The sequence below is a fragment of the Kitasatospora sp. NPDC038210 genome (genome assembly GCF_055600605.1).
In genome coordinates, this window is sequence record NZ_JBVJYK010000023.1 from 1 (window position 1) to 21,705 (window position 21,705).

A 21,705-nucleotide genomic window follows, 5' to 3' on the forward strand; every position below is an offset into this window, starting at 1 on the left:
GACGAGCGGGTCGGGCGGCTCGCGGTGCGGGTGGTGGTGTTCGCGGGTGAGCGGCTGGAGTTCGGTGAGCTGCGGCCGTGGGCCGAGCGGTTGGGGCTGGAGTGCCCGGCGCTGGTGAACATGTACGGGATCACGGAGACGACCGTCCACTCCACGTACTACCGCGTCACCGAGAGCGACCTGTCCGGCACCGGCAATCCGGTGGGTGTGCCGCTGGGTGATCTGAGGATCTACGTGCTGGACCGGTTCGGTGAGATCGCCCCGCCCGGTGTGGTGGGTGAGATGTATGTGGGTGGTCCGGGTGTGGCGCGTGGTTATCTGGGGCGTCCGGCGCTGACGGCGGAGCGTTTCGTGCCGGATCCGTTCGGTCCGGCGGGCGGGCGTCTGTACCGCAGTGGTGACCTGGCACGCCGGATGGCGGACGGTTCGCTGGAGTTCGTCGGCCGGATCGACGACCAGGTGAAGATCCGTGGTTACCGCATCGAACTCGGCGAGATCGCCGCAGTCCTGACCGCCGACCCGGCCGTCCGGGACGCCGTCGTCCTCGCCCGCGAGGACGTCCCCGGCGACCGCCGGCTGGTCGCCTACCTGGTGCCCGCCGACGCCGAGCCGGACGCCGCCGCACTGCGGGCCCGGGTGGCGGAGCAGCTGCCCCCGTACATGGTGCCGGCGGCCTTCGTGGAACTCGACGCCTTCCCGCTGACCGCCAACGGCAAGCTCGACAAGCGCGCGCTGCCCGCCCCCGAGGGCCACTCCCTCACCCTGGGCGGGGAGTTCGTGGCCCCCGACGGTCCGGTGGAGGAGCTCGTCGCGGCGGTGTGGGCGGACGTCCTGGGCACCGAGCGGGTCGGCGCCCACGACAACTTCTTCGACCTCGGCGGCGACTCCATCCGCGGTGTGGTGCTGGTCGGTGCGCTGCGGGCGGCCGGGCTGGACGTGTCGGTGCGCGACGTCTTCGAGCACCGTACGGTGGCCGCGCTGGCGCGGTCCGCCGCGGGCCGGGCCGCGGCCGTCGAGCAGACCTACGTCCGGCCGTTCGAGCTGCTGTCGGCGGCGGACCGGGAGCGGGTGCCGGCCGGCGTCACCGACGCCTACCCGATGTCGCAGGTGCAGCTCGGCATGCTGGTCGAGATGCTCGCCGACGACGAGCTGAACAAGTACCACAACATCACCCTGTTCAAGATCCGCGACGACGGCCCGTTCGACGGCGAGGCGCTGCGCGAGGCCGTCCGGGTGGTGACCGCGCGGCACGAGATGCTGCGGACCGCGTTCGCCGTCTCCGGCTACTCGGTGCCGATGCAGCTGGTGCACGCCGAGGCCGGGATGCCGGTGCTGATCCACGACCTGTCCGGGCTGGACGCGCAGGAGCAGCAGCGCGAACTCGCGGCGCACACCGCGCGGGAGCGCGCCGCCCTGTTCGACCTCACCAGCCCGCCGCTGCTGCGGGTCTCCGCGCACCCGGTGGACGAGCGGACGTGGTGGTTCGGGCTCACCGAGTGCCACTCGATCCTGGAGGGCTGGAGCTTCCACACCCTCCTGATGGAGTTCCTGGCGGTCTACCGGCAGGTGCGCGACGGCTCGGAGTCGGTGCCGTTCGACCCGCCCGCCGTCCGCTACGCCGACTTCATCGCCGCCGAGCTGCAGGCGCTGGAGTCCGCCGAGGACCGCGCCTACTGGCAGGAGACCGTCCGCGACCACCAGCCGGTCGGCCTGCCGGCCACCTGGGCGGGCGGCGCGGACGAGCCGCGGGAGAGCTACCGCGTCAAGGTGCCCTACCTGGACCTGGACGCCAGGCTGCGCGCGCTGGCCGCCGAGGAGGGCGTCTCGCTGAAGAGCGTGCTGCACGCCGCGCACCTCAAGGTGATGAGCCAGCTGACCGACGCCCCGGCGTTCTTCACCGGCCTGGTCTGCAACGGCCGGCCGGAGGCGGAGGGCGCCGAGCGGGTGTACGGGATGTACCTGAACAGCCTGCCGTTCGGCTACGAGCGGGGCGCGCGGACCTGGCGCGAGCTGGTCGGCCGGGTGTTCGCCCGCGAGGTGGAGCTGTGGCCGCACCGGCGGTTCCCGATGCCGGTGATCCAGCGGGAGTTCGGCGAGGGGCCGCGGCTGCTGGACATCCGCTTCAGCTACCTGGACTTCCACCAGGTCGACACCGATCTCGTCGACGCCGGCGCCAGCGTCGACGACAGCCTGACCGAGTTCGCGCTCGCCACCCTCGTGCTGGGCGGCAACCTGGTCCTGATGTCGCACACCCACGCGATGACCCGGGCGCACGCCGAGCGGCTGGCCGGGATGTACCGGTCGGTGCTGGAGGCGATGGCCGCCGACTTCGACGGCGACGCGCTCGCCGCCCGCCTCCCGGCCGGCGAGCGGGAGACGGTCCTGCGGGGGTTCAACACCTCCGCCCCCGCCGGGGGCACCCCGGGAAGCGTGCTGGACCTCTTCGAGGCGCAGGCCGACCGGACCCCGGACGCGGTGGCGCTGACCTTCGGCGAGGCCGCCGAGGGCGCCACCACGTACGCCGCACTGGAGGCCGCCGCCAACCGGCTGGCCCACCGGCTGCGGGGCCTGGGCGTCGGCCCGGAGTCCGTGGTCGGCGTGCTGCTGGACCGCGGCCCGGACCTGCTGACGGCCCTGCTGGCGGTCTGGAAGGCCGGCGGCGCCTACCTCCCGCTGGACCCGGGCCACCCGGGCGAGCGGATCGGCGCCATGCTGGCCACGGCCGGGGTCCGCGCCGTGCTGACCCAGGAGGCGTACCGGGACGCGGTGTCAGGTGCGGCCGAGCGGCCGGTGGTCGTGCTGGACGCCGAGCCGGAGCGCGCGGCGCTGGCCGCCCTGCCCGCCGGGCGGACCGGGCAGGGCGCCGACCCGGCCGGGCTGGCGTACGTCATCTTCACCTCCGGCTCGACCGGCACCCCCAAGGGCGTCCAGGTGCACCACCACGGCCTGGCCAACCACGTCCGCTGGGCGGCCGCCGACCTGGCCGGGCAGGGCAGCGGCGGCGGGGCGCTGTTCTCCTCGGTCGCCTTCGACCTGGTGGTGCCCAACCTCTGGGCGCCGCTGGTCACCGGGCAGCGGGTACATCTGCTCCCGCAGGACCTCCCGCTCGACCGGCTGGGCGAACTGCTCGTCGCCGCAGGCCCGTTCAGCTTCCTCAAGCTCACCCCGGGCCACCTGGAGATCCTCTCCCGGCAGCTGGACGAGCGGCAGGCCGAGGCGCTGGCCGCGGTGGTCGTGGTGGCCGGCGAGGCCTTCCCCGGCCGGTCGGCCGACCACTGGCTGGGGCTGCTGGGCACCGGCCGGCTGATCAACGAGTACGGCCCGACGGAGGCGTCGGTCGGCACCAGCATCCTGCCGGTGGACCGCCCGCAGCCGGTCGACGTGGTGCCGATCGGCCGCCCGCTGCCGGGCCTGCGGATGTACGTCCTGGACGACGCGCTGGAGCCGGTGCCGGTCGGCGTGGTCGGCCAGCTGTACGTCGGCGGCGAGGGCGTGGCCCGCGGCTACGCCGGCCGGCCGGACCTCACCGCCGAGCGCTTCCTGCCCGACCCGTACGGCCCGCCCGGCGCGCGGCTGTACCGCACCGGGGACCTCGCCCGGCTGACGGCCGACGGCGTGGTGGACTTCGTCGGCCGGGCCGACGACCAGGTGAAGATCCGCGGCCACCGGATCGAGCCCGGCGAGATCCGCAGCGTGCTGCTGGCCCACCCCGGGGTGGCGGACGCGACCGTCGTCGCCCACCGCGCGGCCAACGGGGACCTCCGGCTGGCGGCCTACTGGGTCCCGGCCGGGGACGGCGGCCGGTCCGGCGCCGAGGCGCTGCGGGCGCACTGCGCCGGCCTGCTCCCGGAGCACATGGTCCCGGCCTCGTTCACCTCCCTGGAGCGGATCCCGCTCAACCGCAACGGCAAGGTCGACCGCCGCGCGCTGCCCGCCCCGGACGAGGGCGGCGCCGCGGGCGGCCGGGCGTACGTCTCGCCGCGCAACCCGCTGGAGGAGCAGCTCGCCACGGCCTGGGCCCAGGTGCTGGAGACGGACCGGGTCGGGGTCGAGGACAGCTTCTTCGACCTCGGCGGCCACTCCATCCGCGCGGTCGTGCTGGTCGGCTCGCTGCGGGCGGTGGGGCTGGACGTGTCGGTGCGCGACGTCTTCGAGCACCGCACGGTGGCCGCGCTGGCCGCCTCGCTGGCGGGCCGCTCCCACGTCGCCGCCGAACGGCCGGTCGAGCCCTTCGAGCTGATCGGCCCGGCCGACCGCGAGCTGCTGCCGGCGGGCGTCACCGACGCCTACCCGATGTCGCAGGTCCAGGTCGGCATGCTGGTCGAGATGCTCGCCGACGACGAGCGGAACAGCTACCACAACGTCACGGTGCTCAAGATCCGCGACGACGCGCCGTTCGACGCCGAGGCGCTGCGCGGCGCCGTCCGGGCGGCCACCGCGCGGCACGAGATCCTGCGCACCTCGCTGCACGTCTCCGGGTACTCGCTGCCGCTGCAGCTGGTGCACGCGGAGGCGCCGGTCCCGGTGGCGGTGCTGGACCACCGGGAGCTCGACGACCGGGCCCGGCGCAGCGCACTGGACGGCCACACGGCCCGCGAGCGGGCCGAGCTGTTCGACCTGACCCGGGCGCCGCTGGTGCGGGTCGCCGCCCTGCTGGAGGGCGAGCACGACTGGCGGCTGGCCTTCACCCAGTTCCACGGCATCACCGAGGGCTGGACCTTCCACAACCTGGTGATGGAGCTGCTGGAGGACTACCGGCGGCTGCGCGACGGCCGGCCGGTCGCGGCGGACACCCCGCCCCCCGTCCGGTACGCCGACTTCATCGCCGCCGAACGGCGCGCCCTGGACTCCGCCGAGGACCGCGAGTACTGGCGCGACCACGCCGCCCGCTACCCGCGCTTCGGCTTCCCCCAGGACTGGGCCGACCTCACCCGGCCGCGCGAGGACTACCACCTGTACGTGATGCACCGGGACCTCGAAGCCGGGCTCCGGGCGCTGGCCAGCGAGGCCGGGGTGTCCCTGAAGAGCGTGCTGCACGCGGCGCACCTGAAGGTGATGAGCCAGCTCACCGATGCCCCGGCGTTCTCCACCGGCCTGGTGTACAGCGCCCGGCCGGAGGTGCGGGGTGCCGAACGCGTCCACGGCATGCAGCTGAACAGCCTGCCGTTCGGCTACGACCGGGGCGCGCGGACGTGGCGCGAGCTGGTCCGCCGGGTGTTCGCCCGGGAGCTGGAGCAGTGGCCGCACCGGCGGTACCCGATGCCGGTGATCCAGCGGGAGTTCGGCGGCGGGGAGCGACTGGTCGACGTCCTCTTCACCTTCCAGGACTTCGAGCAGATGGACGCCGACCTGGTCGACCTCGACGCCGGCGAGGGCGACGACAGCACCGACTTCGCCCTCGGCGTGCCGACCACGCCCGGCTACTACACCCTGCGCACCCACACCCACGCGCTGAGCCGCGCGCACGCCGAGCGGCTGGCCGCGATGTACCGGTCGGTGCTGGAGGCGATGGTCGGGGACACCGACGGCGACGCGCTCGCCACCTACCTGCCCGCCGGGGAACGGGAGTCGGTGCTCGGCCCCTGGAACGGCCCGCTCGTCACCGAGCCCGTCCGGGGCACCGCGGCCGCCGCCTTCGAGGCGCAGGCCGCCCGCACCCCGGAGGCCGTCGCGGTCGAGCACGGCCCGGACCGGCTGGGCTACGGCGAACTGAACGCGCGGGCCAACCGCCTGGCGCACCACCTGCGGTCGCTCGGCGTCGGGCCCGAGTCGGTGGTCGGCGTGCTGCTGCCGCCGGGCACCGAGCTGGTCACCGTCCTGCTCGCCGTCCTGAAGGCCGGCGGGGCCTACCTGCCGCTCGACCCGGACCAGCCGCCGGCCCGGCTGGCGCACATGGCGCAGGACGCCGGGAGCCCGCTGGTGGTGACCCGCGCCGAGCACGCCGACCGGGTCCCGTCCGCCGCCGCCCGGGTGCTGCTCGACGGGGACGCCGGGCAGATCGCCGCCCGGCCGGCCACCGACCCGGCGCCCGTCGCCGGGCCGGACAACCTGATGTACGTCATCTACACCTCCGGCAGCACCGGGAAGCCCAAGGGCGTCGGCCTCACCAACGCCAACCTGCTGCGCCTGTACCGGGCGACGGCCGGGCGCTGCCCGTTCGACGCCGACCAGACGTGGGCCCTGCTGCACTCCGCGGCCTTCGACGTCTCGGTCTGGGAGATGTGGGGCGCGCTGCTGCACGGCGGGCGGATCGTCGTCGTGCCGTCCGCGACGGCGCGCGAGCCCCGCGCACTGCTCGCGCTGCTGACGGAGAGCCGGACCACCCACGTGTCGATCTCGCCCGTGGCGTTCCGCGCGCTGGTCGCGGCGGCCGACGGCGACCGGGCGGTGCTCGACGCGCTCGCGCTGCGCACCGTGGTCTTCGGCGGGGACCGGCTCGCGGCCTCCGACCTCGCCGAGTGGACGGCGGTCCGCTCCCCGGAGGCCACCGCGCTCGCCCAGGCGTACGGGCCGACCGAGGCCACCGTGCACGCCACCTACCGCCCGATCGGGGCCGCCGACCTCGACCTGGCCGGCGGCATCCCGCTCGGCCGGCCGATCGACGACACCCGGGTGTACGTCCTCGACCCGGAGGGCCGGATCGTGCCGGTGGGCGTGCCCGGAGAGCTGCACCTGGCCGGCCCCGGCCTGGCCCGCGGCTACCTCGGCCGGCCGGCGCTGACCGCCGAGCGGTTCCTGCCGGACCCGTACGGCGCGCCCGGCAGCCGGATGTACGCCACCGGTGACCAGGCCCGGCTGCTGCCCGACGGCGAGCTGGAGTTCCTCGGCCGGGTCGACGAGCAGCTGAAGATCCGCGGCTACCGGATCGAACCCGGCGAGGTCCAGGCCGTGCTCACCGAGCACCCGGCCGCCCGCGAGGCCGTGGTCACCGCCACCGCCCCGGGCAACGGACCGCGCCGGCTGGTCGCCTACTACGTGCCCGAGACCGGGGCCGCCGCGACCGGGACCGAACTCGCGGCGCACTGCGCCGAGCGGCTGCCCGCGTACATGGTCCCCGCCGCCTTCGTCCCGCTGGAGCGGATCCCGCTCAGCGTCAACGGCAAGCTCGACCACGCCGCGCTGCCCGCGCCCGACCGCGAGGACTCGTGGGCCGGCGAGGGGTTCGTGGCACCGCGCACGCCGGTCGAGCGGCAGCTGGCGGAGATCTGGCGGGACGTCCTGGGACTGGAGCGGGTCGGTGCGCGGGACAGCTTCTTCGAGCTCGGCGGGGACTCGATGACCGTGCTGCGCGTCATGGAGCAGGCGCGCGCCGCGGGCCTGCCGCTGACCCTGCGGATGCTCTACCAGACCGCCTCGATCGAGGAGCTCGCCGTGACCCTCACCGCCCCCGAGCCCGCCCCCGAGCCCGCCCCCGAGCCCGCCTCCGGGTCCGCCGCGGAGCCCGTCCCGGAGGGGCCCGCCGGGCAGTCCGCCGGGCACCGGCCCCGCCGGGCGCCCGCCGCCTCCCCGTACGCCGGGCTGATGGAACGCCACGGCGTCCCCGGGATGAGCGTGGCCCTGCTGCGCGACGGCGAACTCGCCGGGCTGGAGACGCACGGCGTGGTCGCCGCCGGCAGCACCGACCGGGTCACCGCGGACACCCCGTTCAAGGTCGCCTCGGTCAGCAAGCACATCACCGCGCTCGGCACGCTCGCCCTCGCCGCCGAAGGGCTGCTGGACCTCGACGCCGACGTCAACGCGTACCTGCGCGACTGGCGGGTGCCCGCCGCCGTCGGCCCGGTCACCGTGCGCCGGCTGCTGCTCAACACCTCCGGCCTGGCGCTCGAACCGGCGCACGAGCCGTACCGGCCCGGCGACGAGGTGCCCACCGTCCTGCAGGCGCTGCGCGGCGAGCACCCCTCCCGGACCCCGGAGCCCGCCTTCGAGCACCGCCCCGGCGAGCTGTTCCGCAAGAACAAGCTCAACTACCTGCTGCTGGAGCAGGTCCTGACCGACCTCACCGGCCTGGCGTTCCCCGAGCTGATGCGCAGCCGGGTGTTCCTGCCGCTCGGGATGACCGGCAGCCGCTACGACTGGGGCTTCGGACTGCGCTCCCGGCGGCCGGTCGCCCAGGGCCACGACAACGCGGGCCGGCCCGTCCCGGTCGGGCTGCCGATCCACCCGTCGGTGGCCGGCGGCGGCCTGTGGACCACCGCGACCGACCTCGCCCGGGCCGCCGCCGAGATCCGCCGCGCGTACCTCGACGACGAACCGGTCCTGCTCACCCCGTCGCTCGCCCGGGACCTGCTCACGCCGAGCCCCGGCTCCATGTACGGCATGTCCACCGTCATCGACGCCACCGCCGGTGACCTCGACTTCGGCGTCTTCGGCGAGTTCGAGGGCTACTTCGCGATGACCATGACCCAGGTGCACGGCGGCAACGGCTTCGTGGTGCTGACCAACGGAGACAACGGCAAGGAGCTCGCCCGGGCCGTCATCGAGGCGGGCGAGGGCGACGACGCCCACTTCGGCTCGCGCTGGTGACGCCCCGGCGCTGCGGCCCACCCCCACCGACCGCAAGGAGACACCGTGACACCCGTGACACCCGGGACGCAGTCCAGGCGCAGCCTGGTGTCCCTCGACGACCTCACCGACGCCGAACTCCGCCACCTCGCCCGCCGCGGCGCGGAGTTCGCGGCCGGCCGGGCCGGCGCCGGGCGGCCGCTGAGCGGCCTGATCGCCGGCACGTACTTCGCCAAGACCTCCACCCGCACCCGCACCGCCTTCTCCGCCGGGGCCCTGCGCCTCGGCGCCCAGGTCATCGCCTACGGGCCGGGCGACCTGCAGACCAACACCGGCGAGACGGTGCAGGACACCGGCCGGGTGTTCGCCGGGATGCTCGACGTCCTGGTCGCCCGCACCACCGGCGACCCGGCCGAACTGCGCGGCTGGGCCGAGGACGGCCGGCTGGCCGTCGTCAACGCGATGACCGCCGACGAGCACCCCACCCAGGCGCTGACCGACCTGGCCACCCTGCTCGGCCACTTCGGGCGGATCGACGGCCTGCGGGTGCTCTACCTCGGCGAGGGCAACAACTCGGCCGCCGCCCTGGCCCTGGCCCTCGCCCGCTTCCCGGGCGCCCGGCTGGAGCTGCGCACCCCGCCCGGCTACGGCCTGGCCGCCGACGTACTGGCCCGGGCCGGCGCCCACGCCGCCCGCTGCGGCGCGGAGGTGACCGAACGCCACGACCTCGACGACCTCGGCGAGCCCTTCGACGCCGTCTACACGACGCGCTGGCAGACCACCGGCACCAGCAAGCCCGACCCCGACTGGCGCACCCTGTTCGAGCCGTTCCGGGTCACCGCCGACCTGTGGAAGCACAGCCCGGACGCCGTCCTCCTGCACGACCTGCCCGCCCACCGCGGCGAGGAGGTCACCGCGGAGGTGCTCGACGGCCCGGCGAGCCTGGCGTTCCGGCAGGCCGAGAACAAGATGCACAGCGCCATGGCCGTACTGGAGTGGAGCTGCGCCGCCCGGGACATCGAGCCCCGCGGATGAGCGACCCGGCGGACCCCTCCGCCGGGGCCGGGCACGCGGCGCCCGCACCGCTGCGCCGCAACCGCGACTTCCTGCTGCTGTGGGGAGGCGTCGGTCTCACCCTGCTCGGCGCGCGGGCCTGCGTCGTGGCGTACCCCTTCCTGGTGCTGTGGAAGACGGGCGAGGCCCGCGACGCCGGCCTGGTCGGCTTCGCGGGCCTGCTGCCCAACCTCCTGGTGCAGCTGCCCGCCGGAGCGCTGGTGGACCGCTGGGACCGGCGCCGACTGATGATCGTGTGCGACATCGGTGCGGTGCTGGTCGCGGGGAGCGTCGCCGCGGCGGTGCTCGCCGACCGGATCGGCCTGGCCCACCTGGTGGCCGCGGCCTTCGTGGAGTCGACCCTCGCGGTCTTCTACCAGCTCGCCGAACGCGCGGCCGTGCGGCACGTGGTGCCCGCCGAGCAGCTCTCGGCCGCGCTCGGCCAGAACGAGGCCAGGTGGCGCGCCGCCGGGCTGCTCGGCCAGCCGCTCGGCGGCCTGCTCTACACCGCGGCCCGGTGGGCGCCCTTCCTGTTCTCGGCCGTCACCCACGTGCTGTCGCTGCTCGCCCTGCTGCCGATCAGGACCAGGCTGCAGAGCGAACCGGACGGCCCGCGGGCCCCGCTCGTCGCGGAACTGCGCGAAGGGCTGGTCTGGACGTGGCGGCGCCGCTTCCTGCGCGTCCTGGTCAGCCTGATCGCCGGGACCAACCTGCTGTTCCAGGTGATCAGCCTCGCCCTCGTCCTGATCGTCCGGGAGAACGGCGGCTCGGCCACCACCCTGGGGCTGGTCACCGCCGCGGGCGGCATCGGCGGCACCGTCGGCGCGCTCACCGGCGTGCGGGTGGCCCGGCGGGTGCCGCTGCGCGCCGTGGTGGCCGGCGGCACCGCGCTGTGGGCCGTCCTCGTCCCGGTCCTCGCCCTCACCGGCTCCCCGGTGCTGCTGGGCGCCGTGATGGCCGCGATGGCCTACGTCGGCGGGCTGACCAACGTGGCCGGCGGCGTCTACCAGGTCACGATCACCCCGGAACGGATGCAGGGCCGGGTCAGCAGCCTGATCCAGCTGCTCGCCTTCGGGACGGGCTCCTTCGGCGCGCTGGCCGGCGGCTACCTGCTGGACGGCCTGGGCGTCACCCGCACGCTCGGCGCGATCGCCGCCGCGATGGCCGTGCTCGCGCTGTTCGCGGTGGTCAGCCCGGCGCTGCGGCACCCCGACCGGGCGCCGGAGGCGGACCTCCCGGTGGGGGAACCCGCCGCTGCCGGCTATATGGACGCCGTATAGCCGGCGTTCCTAGGCTCCGAAGCACCATCAGCGCAGGCCGGGATCCCCGGCCCGTCCCCGCTGCCGGGCGGCAGGCCCGTGCCGGCGGCCAGGGACTCGCAGCGCAGTCGAAAGTCCACGGACCACAGCAGGACCGGAGCGCCCCGGGCGCCCGGCCCGCACGTCCCACACGAGGAGACCTCCGTGTCCCAGCCCATCGACCGTCGGCGCATGCTCAAACTCTCCGCCGGCGCGGTCACCCTGGCCGGTGCGGGCCTGGCCGTCGCCGCCGTCCCGGCGTCCGCGGCCCCGGCCTCCGCGACCGCGGCGTCCGGCACCGCCGCCCCGGCCCGCCGCCGGGACGGCGTCGTCCTCCCCGACGTCCCCGGAATGCTCGGCGACCCGTACGCCAACGAGTTCTGGTACCAGTACGACGAGGTGCTGTGGTTCAAGGCCACCCCCGAGATCAAGGCCGCCTACGGGCAGCTGGCGGCGGCGCTCGGCAAGGACTTCGAGGTGGCCATCGTCAAGGCCTACCAGGACCAGCGCACGGCCGGCACCTACCCGGGCAGCTTCATCGCCATGGTCCGCCCGCTCAAGGACGCGCTGACCGTGATCTCCACGGCCCAGCTCGGCGTCATCGACACCTTCTTCCCGCACGACCGGCACCGGATGATCAGCGCCTTCGTCGACTTCGGCCAGGGCGTGCTGTACGACCCGCGCCGCAACCCCGGCGGCCGGACCCACATCATGAACGGCAACCCGCCGGTCGGCTTCCACGCCTGGCACGGCTTCGTCCGCGCCATGCAGTTCCTGGACATCGACGCCGACCGCTGGGCCGAGGTCGACCCGCTGATCGCGCTCTCCTGGGCCGTGCAGTCCACCGCCAAGCCCAAGACGGACACCGTGGCCGAGCCCCTCGCGCCGGAGGTGCTGCGCTCGCTGCGCCGCACCTGGCTGCACAAGTCGCCGGAGGAGATCGACGCGGCCTACGACAGCTTCCCCTACCCGCCCGGCATCTGACCGGCAGTCGCAGCCGTCGGGCAGGGAACGGGGCCTGCTCCCCGGGGGCGCACCCCCGGGGAGCAGGCCTTCGTCTCCCGGCCGCTCCGGCGGCGGTCCCAGCAGCGGAAGGACCAGGATGAACACGGAACAGCACAGGACCGGCGTCTGGCTGGTCGGGGCCCGCGGATCGGTGGCGACCACCGCGGTGGTCGGCGCGGCGGCGATCGCGGCAGGGCTCGCCGAACCGACCGGCTGCGTCAGCAGCCTGCCGGACTTCGCGGAACTGGACCTGCCCGGCTTCGACGGGCTGGTCTTCGGCGGGCACGACACCGCCACCGAACCGCTGGCCAAACGCGCCGAACGGCTCGTCGGCGCCGGCGTGCTGCCGGGCGTCCTGCTGCCGCCGCTGGCGGCCGAACTGGCCGCCGCCGAGGACGAGATCCGGACCGTCCCCACCGGGGACGACCTCCCGCAGGCCGAACTGGTCGACCGGCTCGCCGCGGACCTCCGGGACTTCCGGAACCGCCACCGCCTCGACCGGGTCGTCGTGGTCAACGTCGCCACCACCGAGCCGAGCACCGACCCCGACCCCGCCTGGGCCACGCCCGGCGCCCTGCGCGCGGCCCTCGCCGCGGGCCGCGCCCCGCTGCCCTACAGCGCGGTCTACGCGTACGCGGCCCTGCTGGCGGACTGCGCCTACGTGGACTTCACCCCGTCCACCGGGGCCCGGATCCCCGCCCTGGACGCGATCGCCCGGGAGAACGGCCTGCCGTACGCGGGCAGCGACGGCAAGACCGGGGAGACCCTGGTCAAGTCGGTGCTCGCCCCGATGTTCGCCAAACGGGCGCTGCGGGTGCGCAGTTGGTCCGGCACCAACCTGCTGGGCGGCGGCGACGGCGCGGCCCTCGCCGAGCCGGACCGGGCCCGCAGCAAGGTCGGCTCCAAGCGGCGCGTCCTGGAGGAGACGCTCGGCCACCCCGTCGAGGGCGGCGTGCACATCCACAACGTGCCGGCGCTCGGCGAGTGGAAGACGGCCTGGGACCACATCGGCTTCGACGGCTTCCTCGGGGTGCGGATGACGCTCCAGTTCACCTGGGAGGGCTGCGACTCGACGCTGGCCGCGCCGCTGGTCCTCGACCTGGCCCGGTTCGCGGCGCTCGCCCACCGCCGCGGCGTGGCGGGGCCGGTCGCCGAGCTGGGGTTCTTCTTCAAGGACCCGGTCGCGGGCACCACCCACGAACTCGCCGCGCAGTACGAGCGGCTGCGCGACTGGGCGCTCGGACCGGAGGCGGTGCGGTGAGCCTCCTCCTGGCCGGGCCCGGGGCGGTCGGCGCCGCACCGGCCGGGGTGGGCGACCTGCTGGAGCTGGTCCGCGCGCCCGCCGCGCTCTCCGTGCCCGGCGACGTCCTGCTCGGCGCCGCCGCGGCCGGCCTGCCCACCGGGCCGCGCACCGCCCTGCGGGCCGCCTCCTCGGTCTGCCTCTACTGGGGCGGGATGGCCCTCAACGACTACGCCGACCGCGAGCTGGACGCCGTCGAGCGGCCCGAGCGGCCGATCCCGTCCGGGCGGGTCACCCCGGGGACGGCGCTGGCCGTCGCCACCGGCCTCACCGCCGCCGGGCTCGCCCTGGCCGCGGCCGCGGGCGGCGCCGCCGCGCTGCGGGTGGCCGTCCCGCTGGCCGGCACCGTCTGGCTCTACGACCTGGTGCTCAAGGACACCCCGGCCGGACCGGCCGCGATGGCGGCCGCCCGCGGCCTGGACGTGCTCTCCGGCGCCGCCGGCAGCGGCCGGGTCCGCGCGGCCCTGCCGTCCGCGCTGGTGCTGGCCGGGCACACCGCGGCGCTGACCGTGCTCAGCCGGCGCGAGGTCCACGGCGCCACCCCCGCCCTGCCAAGGGCCACCCTGGCGGCCGGCGGCCTCGTCGCTGGCACGGTCCTCGCCCTGGGCCGCCGCCGGGGAGCCGCCGGGCGGGCGCTGACCGGCCTGCTCACCGCCGGCTACCTCGCCACCGCCGCCCCGGCCCAGCTCGCCGCCGTCCGGGCGCCCTCCCCGGTGCGGGTCCGCCGGGCCGTCGGGGCCGGCATCCACGCGATGGCGCCGCTGCAGGCCGCGCTGTCCGCCGCCGCCGGCGCCCGCGGCGTCGCCCTGGCGCCCGTCCTCGCCGTGTCGCTGGCCCGCCGCCTCGCCCGGAAGGTGTCCCCGACATGACGCACCGGCACCCCGGACCGCCGCCCCCGCGCTTCGGCTTCGGCACCAACGGCCTCACCGACAACCGGCTCCCGGACGCGCTGCGCCTGCTCGCCGACCTCGGCTACGACGGGGTCGCGCTGACCCTGGACCACGCCCACCTCGACCCGCTCGCCCCCGGCCTCGTCCACGAGGTGGAGCGGACGGCGGCGCTGCTCCAACGGCTCGGACTGGCCGTGGTCGTCGAGACCGGCGCCCGCTACCTGCTCGACCCCCGCCGCAAGCACCAGCCGACCATGCTCAGCGACCAGGGCGCCGAACGCCGGGTGCGGCTGCTGACCACCGCGGTGCGGATCGGCGCCGAACTGGGCGCCGAGGCGGTCTCGTTCTGGAGCGGCACCGCCCCCGCCGGCGTCCCCGAAGGGCTGCTGTGGGAGCGGCTGCTGCGCGGCTGCGAGCCGGTGCTGCGGGCCGCCGAGCAGCAGCGGGTCGTGGTCGGCATCGAACCCGAACCCGGCATGTTCGTCGACACCCTCGACTCCGCCCGGCGGCTGCTGGCCCGGCTGGACGGGGCCGGTGCGCCGGGCCGGCTCGGGATCACCCTGGACATCGGCCACTGCCGCTGCCTGGAGCCGCGGAGCATCCCGGAGTGCGTCGACCTGGTCGCCGACCGGCTGGTCAACGTCCAGATCGAGGACATGCGACGCGGCCGGCACGAGCACCTGGAGTTCGGCCACGGCGAGATCGACTTCCCGCCGGTGCTGGCCGCACTCGGCGCGGCCGGCTACCGCGGGCTGATCAGCGTCGAACTGCCGCGGCACAGCCACGACGGCCCCGGCGTGGCCCGGCGCTCACTGGAATTCCTGCGCGCGGCCGCCGCCCGGCCCGCGATGACGATGGAGACGGCGCGATGACGGAACCCGAATGGAGCACGACCCGGCTGCGCGAGGCGCTGGCCGACCGGCTGACGCCGCAGGCCGACGACTGGCTGCGGGGGCGGCTGGCCGCGGCGGCCGCCGGACCGGAAGCGGTCCGCACGGCCTTCCCGGGCGCAGCCCGGCACGGCGGCCGGGGCGACCTGCAGCCGGCCGGCCGCGGCGGCGGAGCCGACCACCCACTGGCCCGCTGGCAGGTCGAGGACGCCGTCCGCACCCTGCTGCTCGCGGCCCTGCCGCTGCGCGGCGAGGCGCTGGTGGCCGAACTGACCGCGCTGTACCGGGGCGGCGACACCGCCGAACGCCGGGCCGTGCTGCGCGCGTTGAGCGTGCTCGACCACCGCACCACGGACGAGCAGCTGCCCGGGGCGGGCCCGTACGGCCTCGGCGACGGCGCGCTGCCCCTGGTCCGGGACGCCCTGCGCACCAACGACCTGCGCCTGATCGCCGCCGCGCTGGGCGACTACGCCGCCCGCCGGCTGGACCAGGCCGCCTGGCGGCAGGCCGTGCTCAAGTGCGTCTTCACCGGCATCCCGCTGGCCCTGGTGGCCGGCCTGGCCGACCGTGCGGACACCGAACTCCTGCGGATGCTGGACGACTTCGGCACCGAGCGGCGCGCCGCGGGCCGGGCCGTGCCGGCCGACATCGAGTCCGTCCTGCACGCCCACCGAGTGTCCTGACCCGCCCGGCCTCCCCGCACCGAAGGAACCCACCGCCATGCGCATCTTCGACCCGCACATCCACATGACCTCCCGGACCACCGACGACTACGCGGCGATGAGCGCCGCGGGCGTACGGGCCCTGGTGGAGCCGTCGTTCTGGCTCGGCCAGCCGCGGACCAGCGTCGGCAGCTTCGTCGACTACTTCGACGCCCTGATCGGCTGGGAGCCCTTCCGGGCCGCCCAGTTCGGCATCCGGCACCACTGCGCCCTCGCCCTCAACCCCAAGGAGGCCAACGACCCGCGGCTGCGCGAGGTCCTGGACCTGCTCCCGCGCTACCTGGAGAAGGACCAGGTCGTGGCGATCGGCGAGATCGGCTACGACTCGATGACCGCCGAGGAGGACGAGGCGCTCGCCGCCCAGCTCGCCCTCGCGGTGGAACACCACCTGCCGGTGCTGGTGCACACCCCGCACCGCGACAAGGCGGCCGGCACCCGCCGCACCCTGGACGTGGTGCGCGAGTCCGGCATCGACCCCGCGCTGGTCGTCCTGGACCACCTCAACGAGGTCACCGTCGCCATGGTGCGGGACTCCGGCTGCTGGGCCGGCTTCTCCGTCTACCCGGACACCAAGATGGACGAGCCCCGGATGGCCGCGATCCTCGCCGAGTACGGCCTCACCGGGATGCTGGTCAACTCCGCGGCGGACTGGGGCAACAGCGACCCGCTGAAGACCCGGAAGGTCGGCGACACCATGCTGCTCGCCGGGTTCACCGAGGCCGACGTCGAGCAGGTGCTCTGGGAGAACCCGGTGGCCTTCTACGGGCAGAGCGGCCGCCTCGACCTCAGCGAGCCGGCCGTCGACGCCACCGGGCTGCACGAGGGCAACTCCGTCCTGCGCGGCGGCGCACCCGCGCCCGGGGCGGTGCGGTAGCCCGTGCGCTTCCGGCACCCGGACGGCACCACCGTCCACCTCGCCTACTGCACCAACGTCCACCCGGCGGAGGACCTGGCCGGGGTCCGGGACCAGCTCGGCCGGTACGGCGAGCCGGTCCGCGAACGCCTCGGCGTCGACCGGCTCGGCCTCGGCCTCTGGCTGGCCCGCCCGGTCCTGGACGAACTCCTCGCCGACGGCGCTGCGCTGCGCCGCCTGCGCGCCGACCTCGACGCCCGCGGCCTGGAGGTGGTGACCCTCAACGGCTTCCCCTACCGCGGCTTCGGCGGGGCCGTCGTCAAGCACCGGGTGTACCGGCCGGACTGGGCCGACCCGGAACGCCTGCGCTACACCCTGGACCTGGCCCGGGTGCTCACCGAACTCCTCCCGGACGACGCCCGGCGCGGCAGCATCTCCACCCTCCCGCTCGGCTGGCGCGCCGACTGGACGCCGCGGCACGCCGACGCGGCCCGCCGGCAGCTCGACCGGCTCGCCCGGGAGCTCGCCCGGATCTCCGGCAGCACCGGGCGCCTCCTGCGGGTCGGGTTCGAGCCCGAACCCGGCTGCGTCGTCGAGTCGACGGCCGACGCCGTCCGCGAGCTCGCCGACTCGGCCGGCCCGCACCTGGGCGTCTGCCTGGACGCCTGCCACCTCGCGGTCGAGCACGAGGAGCCGGCCGCCGCGCTCGACCGGCTCGCCGCGGCCGGCCTGGAAGTGGTCAAGCTGCAGGCGTCCGCCGCCCTCGTCGCGGACCGCCCGCGCAGCGCCGCCGGGCGCACCGCCCTGGAGCCGTACGCGGAGCCGCGGTTCCTGCACCAGACCCGGGAGCCCGGCGCGGACGGCCTGCTGCGACGGGACGACCTGGACCAGGCCCTGGCCGGGCCGGATCCGCTGCCGGGGGAGCACCCCTGGCGGGTCCACTTCCACGTCCCGCTGGGTGCCGAACCGGCCGCGCCGCTGGCGAGCACCGGCCCGGTGCTCCGGGAGACGCTCGGCCTGCTGCTGGGCGGCCCCCGGGCGGCGGTCGACCACATCGAGGTCGAGACCTACACCTGGCCGGTGCTGCCGCCCGGCCCGGAACGGCGGGCGCCCGACGCGTCCGCCGCAGCCCGCACGGTCGACGCAACCGCCGGGGAACCCGACCCGGTCGGCGGAATCGCCGAGGAACTCGACTGGACGCGCGTCGAACTGCAGCGCCTGGGACTCAAGGAGACGGACTCATGAAACGGCTGCTGGTGGTGGACGTGGTCGGGCTCACCCCGGCCCTGCTCCGCCACATGCCCACCCTCGCCGGCCTCGCCGACCGCGGCTTCAGCGCCCCGCTCGGCACCGTCCTGCCCGCCGTCACCTGCTCCGTCCAGTCCACCTTCCTCACCGGTGAACTCCCCGCCGGCCACGGCGTCGTGGGCAACGGCTGGTACTTCCGCGACCTCGGCGAGGTGCTGCTGTGGCGCCAGCACAACGCCCTGGTCGGCGGCGACAAGCTCTGGGACGCCGCCCGCCGGCGCAAACCCGGGTACACCGTCGCCAACGTCTGCTGGTGGTACGCGATGGGCGCCGACGTGGACTGGACGGTCACCCCCCGCCCGATCTACTACGCGGACGGCCGCAAGGAGCCCGACTGCTACACCAGGCCGCCCGGCCTGCACGACGAACTCACGGCCAGGCTCGGCGAGTTCCCGCTCTTCACCTACTGGGGGCCGACGGCCGGACTGCCCTCCTCGCAGTGGATCGTCGGCGCCTCCCGGCAGATCCTCCGGGACCACCGCCCCGACCTCACCCTGGTCTACGTACCGCACCTGGACTACGACCTGCAGCGCTTCGGCCCGGACTCCCCCCAGGCCGCCGACGCGGCCGCCGAGATCGACTGGGCGCTGCGCCCGCTGCTGGCCGACGCGGTCGCGCAGGACGTCACGGTCGTCGTCCTCAGCGAGTACGGCATCACCGCCGTCGACCAGCCGGTGGACATCAACCGGGTGCTGCGCCGGGCGGGCCTGCTGGACGTCCACACCCAGGACGGCATGGAGTACCTGGACCCGTGGACCTCCAGGGCGTTCGCCGTCGCCGACCACCAGCTCGCACACGTCTACGTCCGCGACCGGACCGACCGGGACCGCGTGCAGGAGCTGCTCGAAGGCGTGGACGGCATCGACACCGTGCTGGACGAGGCGGCCAAGAAGGAGCACGGTCTCGACCACGAACGCTCCGGCGACCTCGTCGCCGTCGCCGCTCCCCGGTCCTGGTTCACCTACTACTACTGGCTCGACGACGCCCTCGCCCCGGACTTCGCGCCCACCGTCGAGATCCACCGCAAGCCCGGCTACGACCCGGCCGAGCTCTTCTTCGACCCGGCCGACCGCACTGCCCGGCTGCGGGCGGGCGGCGCCCTGCTGCGCAAGAAGCTCGGCCTGCGCTACCGGATGGACGTCGTGCCGCTGGACCCGTCCCCGGTCCGCGGCAGCCACGGGCGGCTGCCCGCCCACCCGGACGAGGGGCCGGTGCTGCTCTGCAGTGATCCCACGGCGGCCCGGGACGCCCTGGAGGCCACCGAGGTCAAGGCGTTCCTGCTGGAACTCGCGGGCCTGGGCCCGGAACCGCGGGCCCGGTAGCCGCCCGTCCGCTCTCCGCTCCCTTCCCGCCCGTCCCCCTTCACGTCCTTCCCCGCCCCGTCGGCGAGCGCCGCCGACGGGGCGCTGCGCATGCGTACGCGGCGTGCGTAAAGGGGGATTTCAGTATGTACCGGGTCTCGGCGGGCGTGGTCGAATGGCCGCGTAGTCGCTGGTGCCGGGGGCAGGCGGCCGGCCCTGGGCGGGGTGCGGGAATCCCCTCGCGAAGGGGCCGGAATTACCTCCTCCTGGGCAGACCGAGGAAGAAGAGGTAACCGTGGCCGAGCATTTCCTTTCCGCCTATCTCACGCCGCCGGGGCCGGGTGCGGTCTTCTCGGTCCGGCACGACCAGAACGTCGCGCTGTGGCGCCGGGACGACGCGGACGTCGAACTGGTGCGGGTGTGGGAACTGGAGCGGGTCAGCGGGCAGAAGCACCACTTCTGGCCGCTGTACACCGAGGGCCGGGCCGAGGCGTTCCTGTCGGCACTGCTGGCCGAGGAGGGGCTCACCCTCGACGACGTGACGGCGACCTGGGGCACGCCGGGGCTGCCGAAGGCGCAGCCGGTGCCGAAGCCCGCCGGGGCGGAGGATTTCCCGCTGCACAGCCTGGCGCACCTGTTCAGCGGGGTGCTGCGGGACCTCCCGCTGTTCCGTGCCGGGCAGATCGTCGGCATGGCGATCGACGCGCTGCCCGACTACGCGCAGGAGAGCCGTCCGAACGCCTACTGGTACGCCGGCTGCGTGGTGAAGCAGGGGCGGATCACCTTCGAGCCGGTGGAGTCCCCCGGCCCGCTGTACACCGCCGCCGAGACGGTGTTCGGCCTGGAGCCCGGCTCGCTGATGGCGCTGGCCACGGCCTCGACCGCGGCGATCGAGTTCGACGCCGAGGCCGCGATCGCGGACGTCACCTTCTTCGGCGGCTCCGCCACCCAGCCGTGGAAGGCCGCGCACGACCTGGTCCGCGCGGTGGTGGCCGCCGCCGAGGAGCAGCTGGCCGGCGTCGAGCTGGACGACTCGCTCAGCCGCGAGGACCACCTGCGCAGCGCGGTGATGAAGGTCGTCCAGCGCTGCTGCGAGGGCGTCGCGATCCGCAACGTGGAGCGGCTGCTGGAGGTCGGCGGCATCCGCGCCGAGGACACCCACCTGTCCACCAGCGGCGGCTACGCGCTCAACTGCCCCACCAACACGCTGCTGATGGACCGGTTCGGGTTCAAGGGCCTGGTCACCCCGCCGTGCGCCAACGACTCCGGCCAGGGCATCGGCCTCGGCCTGCTCGGCCTGTACGGGGCCGGCGCGCTGGCGGACTCCGGGCTGCGGATCGTCTCGCCGTACTACGGCCGGGACGTCACGGACGTCGAGGAGGCGCTGGCCGAGTTCGCGCCGTGGATCGCCTCGGTGACGGACTTCGAGGCGGAGCGGTTCGTCGCCGACGTCTCGGACGGCGTGATCGCCTGGGTGGACGGCCGGGCGGAGCTCGGGCCGCGTGCGCTGGGCCACCGCAGCCTGATCGGCGACCCGCGCTCGCAGAAGGTCAAGGACCTGCTGAACGCGTACAAGCGGCGCCAGTGGTGGCGCCCGGTCGCGCCGATGGTGATGGCCGAGCACACCGGCGAGTGGTTCGCCTCGGACCGCGAGTCGCCGTACATGCTGGAGGCGGTCCAGGTCCGCCCCGAGGTGCGGGAGCTGGTGCCCGCGATCGTCCACCTGGACGGCTCGGCCCGGCACCAGACCGTCACCGCCGAGTCCAACCCGCGGCTGCACCGGGCGCTGGACGCGTTCCGGGCGGCGACCGGGGTGCCGATCCTGTGCAACACCTCGCTCAACGACAAGGCCGAGGCGGTCGTCGACCAGGCCGCGGAGGCGCTCAACTTCTGTGTGCGCAAGGGCGTCGCGGTGCTGTACCTGTGCGGGCGGCGGGTCGAGCTGCGCGCCGAGCCGGTGCCGGCCACGGCCGCGCCGGCCGAGCCGCGGCCGCGCGCCCTGGCGTACTTCGCCGGGCAGGAGGCGGACCGCGACGGGCTGTGGCAGGGCTGGCTGGACGCCGGGTACACCGTCGAGGGCATGTACCACCTGTCCCGCAGCCACCAGCTGCGCGCCGAGCAGGAGCTGTCCACGCCGGAGCGGGTCAACCTGCTGGCCGCGTACCGGGTGACGGTGGACCCGTCGTTCCGCGGGCTGGTGGACAACTTCCGCCGGACGCACGGGCCGGGCGGCTCCTTCGTCGACCCGTCCACGCTGACCGGGGCGTTCGGGGTGATCAACCCGCTGCGCCGGTCGCGCTAGCCGGTAGCGGGAACGGGTCGGGGGGTAGGGCTTCGAAAGCCCTACCCCCCGACCCGTTGTGCTGCTAAGCGACCCGGCGTCGACACCACCGTCAGTAGCGCGGCTTCCGGGTCAGCGCCAGACCGCCCAGCAGGAAGGCGACGCCGAGCACGCCGGCGACGACCGCGTCGGTGGTCTGGGCGGGCTTGTGGCTGGCGTCCATCACGGCGGTGATCAGGCCGGCGACGGCGCTGATGTAGCAGAAGATGGTGATGAAGATCTTGACCTTGGGGTGCATGGCG

13 protein-coding genes are annotated in these 21,705 nt (G+C 75.2%); 12 read left to right on the plus strand and 1 reads right to left on the minus strand.

From position 1 onward, the window contains the following. Positions 1-33 precede the first annotated feature (33 nt). From ACZ7KX_RS33230 to ACZ7KX_RS33285, 12 genes are all read left to right on the plus strand, one after another. Entirely contained in the window at positions 34-8,523 is an 8,490-nt protein-coding gene (locus tag ACZ7KX_RS33230) for an amino acid adenylation domain-containing protein (RefSeq protein WP_470329718.1), read from the plus strand. A gap of 45 nt (positions 8,524-8,568) precedes the next feature. Beyond that, positions 8,569-9,537 carry an ornithine carbamoyltransferase gene (locus tag ACZ7KX_RS33235; RefSeq protein WP_470329719.1) on the plus strand — a complete coding sequence of 323 codons (969 nt, stop codon included), beginning with the start codon at positions 8,569-8,571 and terminating at the stop codon, positions 9,535-9,537. Beyond that, entirely contained in the window at positions 9,534-10,835 is a 1,302-nt protein-coding gene (locus ACZ7KX_RS33240) for an MFS transporter (protein WP_470329720.1), read from the plus strand. The genes ACZ7KX_RS33235 and ACZ7KX_RS33240 overlap by 4 nt, the downstream gene beginning before the upstream one ends. A gap of 183 nt (positions 10,836-11,018) precedes the next feature. Beyond that, positions 11,019-11,837: a hypothetical protein gene (locus ACZ7KX_RS33245; protein ID WP_470329721.1), complete on the plus strand. Its 819-nt coding sequence runs from the start codon at positions 11,019-11,021 to the stop codon at positions 11,835-11,837. A 118-nt stretch (positions 11,838-11,955) separates the two neighbouring features. Then, positions 11,956-13,119 (plus strand): inositol-3-phosphate synthase, encoded by a 1,164-nt coding sequence (locus ACZ7KX_RS33250; RefSeq protein WP_470329722.1) that lies wholly within the window; start codon positions 11,956-11,958, stop codon positions 13,117-13,119. Further along, entirely contained in the window at positions 13,116-14,027 is a 912-nt protein-coding gene (locus ACZ7KX_RS33255) for an SCO3242 family prenyltransferase (RefSeq protein WP_470329723.1), read from the plus strand. Before ACZ7KX_RS33250 ends, ACZ7KX_RS33255 begins: the two co-directional genes overlap by 4 nt. Next, positions 14,024-14,920 carry a sugar phosphate isomerase/epimerase family protein gene (locus ACZ7KX_RS33260; RefSeq protein ID WP_470329724.1) on the plus strand — a complete coding sequence of 299 codons (897 nt, stop codon included), beginning with the start codon at positions 14,024-14,026 and terminating at the stop codon, positions 14,918-14,920. Before ACZ7KX_RS33255 ends, ACZ7KX_RS33260 begins: the two co-directional genes overlap by 4 nt. Continuing rightward, positions 14,917-15,621 carry an EboA domain-containing protein gene (locus tag ACZ7KX_RS33265; protein ID WP_470329725.1) on the plus strand — a complete coding sequence of 235 codons (705 nt, stop codon included), beginning with the start codon at positions 14,917-14,919 and terminating at the stop codon, positions 15,619-15,621. The genes ACZ7KX_RS33260 and ACZ7KX_RS33265 overlap by 4 nt, the downstream gene beginning before the upstream one ends. Positions 15,622-15,658: 37 nt before the next feature. After that, positions 15,659-16,534: a TatD family hydrolase gene (locus ACZ7KX_RS33270; RefSeq protein WP_396552337.1), complete on the plus strand. Its 876-nt coding sequence runs from the start codon at positions 15,659-15,661 to the stop codon at positions 16,532-16,534. 3 nt (positions 16,535-16,537) lie between these two features. Then, entirely contained in the window at positions 16,538-17,758 is a 1,221-nt protein-coding gene (eboE, locus tag ACZ7KX_RS33275; RefSeq protein ID WP_470329726.1) for a metabolite traffic protein EboE, read from the plus strand. Next, positions 17,755-19,143 carry an alkaline phosphatase family protein gene (locus tag ACZ7KX_RS33280; protein ID WP_470329727.1) on the plus strand — a complete coding sequence of 463 codons (1,389 nt, stop codon included), beginning with the start codon at positions 17,755-17,757 and terminating at the stop codon, positions 19,141-19,143. The genes eboE and ACZ7KX_RS33280 overlap by 4 nt, the downstream gene beginning before the upstream one ends. A 274-nt stretch (positions 19,144-19,417) precedes the next feature. After that, positions 19,418-21,424 (plus strand): carbamoyltransferase C-terminal domain-containing protein, encoded by a 2,007-nt coding sequence (locus ACZ7KX_RS33285; protein ID WP_470329728.1) that lies wholly within the window; start codon positions 19,418-19,420, stop codon positions 21,422-21,424. A 91-nt stretch (positions 21,425-21,515) separates the two neighbouring features. On the opposite strand, the gene ACZ7KX_RS33290 is transcribed toward ACZ7KX_RS33285, so the two are convergent. After that, a complete protein-coding gene (locus tag ACZ7KX_RS33290) occupies positions 21,516-21,701 on the minus strand; it encodes a hypothetical protein (protein WP_030245889.1) in 186 nt (61 codons plus the stop codon). Between the last annotated feature and the right edge of the window lie 4 nt (positions 21,702-21,705).

Bases quoted from the DNA above. Each gene is read 5' to 3' on its own strand.
- ACZ7KX_RS33250 (WP_470329722.1), top strand. From the start codon at position 11,956: ATGAACACGGAACAGCACAGGACCGGCGTCTGGCTGGTCGGGGCCCGC.
- ACZ7KX_RS33270 (WP_396552337.1), top strand. From the start codon at position 15,659: ATGCGCATCTTCGACCCGCACATCCACATGACCTCCCGGACCACCGAC.
- ACZ7KX_RS33290 (WP_030245889.1), bottom strand. From the start codon at position 21,701: ATGCACCCCAAGGTCAAGATCTTCATCACCATCTTCTGCTACATCAGC.
- ACZ7KX_RS33280 (WP_470329727.1), top strand. From the start codon at position 17,755: ATGAAACGGCTGCTGGTGGTGGACGTGGTCGGGCTCACCCCGGCCCTG.
- ACZ7KX_RS33260 (WP_470329724.1), top strand. From the start codon at position 14,024: ATGACGCACCGGCACCCCGGACCGCCGCCCCCGCGCTTCGGCTTCGGC.
- ACZ7KX_RS33265 (WP_470329725.1), top strand. From the start codon at position 14,917: ATGACGGAACCCGAATGGAGCACGACCCGGCTGCGCGAGGCGCTGGCC.
- ACZ7KX_RS33240 (WP_470329720.1), top strand. From the start codon at position 9,534: ATGAGCGACCCGGCGGACCCCTCCGCCGGGGCCGGGCACGCGGCGCCC.